This is a genomic window from Streptomyces sp. NPDC017890 (assembly GCF_044328675.1).
GTDB lineage: Bacteria > Actinomycetota > Actinomycetes > Streptomycetales > Streptomycetaceae > Streptomyces.
Genome location: NZ_JBIRHU010000124.1, coordinates 1 through 1,974 on the forward strand (window position 1 = coordinate 1; position 1,974 = coordinate 1,974).

2 protein-coding genes and 1 pseudogene are annotated in these 1,974 nt (G+C 60.1%); all 3 read right to left on the minus strand.

Features of this window, described 5'->3' with window-relative positions; all coding sequences use genetic code 11:
- Nucleotides 1-480: pseudogene (locus ACH4F2_RS35875) on the minus strand (peptidoglycan endopeptidase); the annotation flags it as partial.
- 187 nt (nt 481-667) lie between these two features.
- Nucleotides 668-1,042: a hypothetical protein gene (locus ACH4F2_RS35880; RefSeq protein WP_011331666.1), complete on the minus strand. Its 375-nt coding sequence runs from the start codon at nt 1,040-1,042 to the stop codon at nt 668-670.
- Nucleotides 1,043-1,235: 193 nt separating this feature from the next.
- Complete coding sequence (locus ACH4F2_RS35885; protein ID WP_041814180.1) at nt 1,236-1,742, minus strand: hypothetical protein; 507 nt, start codon at nt 1,740-1,742, stop codon at nt 1,236-1,238.
- Nucleotides 1,743-1,974: the final 232 nt, after the last annotated feature.

The window sequence follows — 1,974 nt, forward strand, 5'->3', positions numbered from 1 at the left end:
CGAGGGTATCCCGGCAGCGTTAGATGGTTGTGCGCTGAACACGGAGGGCAGAAGCGCAGGCCCTCCGGCAGGTGTCGTGTCATTTGCCGATGCGTCTTCGACAGCGGATCCGTTCGGCGCCGAGCCGGCCGGCGGAACCGAGTCCGGTCCGGGAGCAGGAAGGGCGACGTCGGGGATCAGAGCCTGTGCCTGCGGCGGGAGGATCTCTTGTATCTGCGCCGCAGCGTCTTTCAGTTCCGGGGGTAGCGCACTTTCCGCCTCGGACTGCCACGCAGGAGGAATCTGCTCCTGCAGCTGCGTCAGGGCAGTTGTTGCCTGGTCCAGGTACGGCTGCGGATCTGGAATGAACTGGGAGGCAGCCGGTGCCTGTTCCTCGACTACCGAGGTGATGGTGTCGGTGATGACTGGCTCTACGCCAGCTCCCTGCGCTGCCGATGCGCCGGCTACTGCGACGCCGACGATGAGTGATGCGATGTCCATGATGTCTTCCTTTGCCGGATGTTGGTGCGGCCGAGGGGAACAACTGTCTCGATGACCGCGGGGACTTTCAGTGCGATCCGGACAGTAGAGACGGACCTGGACAGCTCAGGTGCCTGCAAGCAATCGACGAACATAAGACCAAGGTCAACGACCTTCCCTGGCGAGCGCTCCGACGGCTCTTTTTCTTTCACCCGAGTAACTCGTACCCGAGCCGGAGGTCCTCGTCGGAGACAACGATGAGGTCATCGTCGTGTGTGCGCACCAGCCATTGCCCACACGAGAGCGGTATCCAGTGCCCCTCGGAATAGACGGCAGCGAATGCACCGACGTCGACGAATCGCGCGTAAGTGAGAGAGCCGAGTTGCTCCCACACATCAGGGTCATCGGCGAGAGACACCAACCGGTATGCACCAATCGCCTTGTCGGGAGTCGAGAGATCCTTCCACGCGAATTCCGTGAGTTCGTCGAGCGTGGTGTTACCGGGAATCGCATGAATCGAGTGAGACACAGGAGCCTTCACCCCATCAACGGCACCTAGTGGCCGAATTTCAGTGATGCTCATGGAGTCCCTCCCTCGGATTCTCGAGGCCACGTCTGCGCCCTCACTGCAGCGCAATTCGAGCAGTAGTTCTCGTCGACGGAATGTGTCCACCCTGGCTCGATCGCGGATCTCACGACACTGCACGATGACAAGTAGTTCGCCGGAACTTCTCGAGTAGTTCCACACGCATCACAGTTCACGGTGATCGACATCGTCAATTGTCAACTCCCGGATTCACCAGATCTCCGCCAGTTGCCCCCACTGTCATGGTCTCTGGCTCCGGAGCAATGATGGTGACAGGAACTGCGCCGCGGATCCGCTCCTCAAATCTCAGGCAGAGCCGCGCGTACACCACCAACCCTGTTTCCGAGTTCGTCATAGTGCCACTGATCCACCGTTCGTCGATCCCGTCGATGATCTGTCTCAACGTCGGCCGACGTTCCCATTCTGCTTCGCGGGCGTACCGGTTGATCGCCGCGGCAATACGTTTAGGTTCGACGCCATGTCCGTAGATGCACACCGGTATCGCTGGATGAAAGTCGGGTGGAACGAGGAACCACTCTCTGAAAAGCCCGCGCAGCCTGCCCAGTGGGGTAATGGTGATTCGCACTCCGTAGTAGTGCTCACTGAAATTCTCGGGGCCGACTGGACTGAGGACATGCGTGCCCAGTTTCGCCTGACTCGTAGCGTGTCTTCCATGCTTAGCGATTTTCTCGACCACTTTCCCTCACTTCCGTTCTCTCACTTGCCTCGAAGCGGCCGGCGCAGTCTTCGAGGTCTGCAATCGTCTGCCACGCGTGCTCCCAATCCCCACCTTCGTGAGGGTCCAGTACTTCCACGGCGTTTCGTAGGGCTAGTGCAGCGACACTGAACGCTGACACTGCGGTACGGGCAACCGGCGAGTTGACGAGATCCCTGTACGGGATGTTCTGTCGCAGACGGCACCGGCGGCA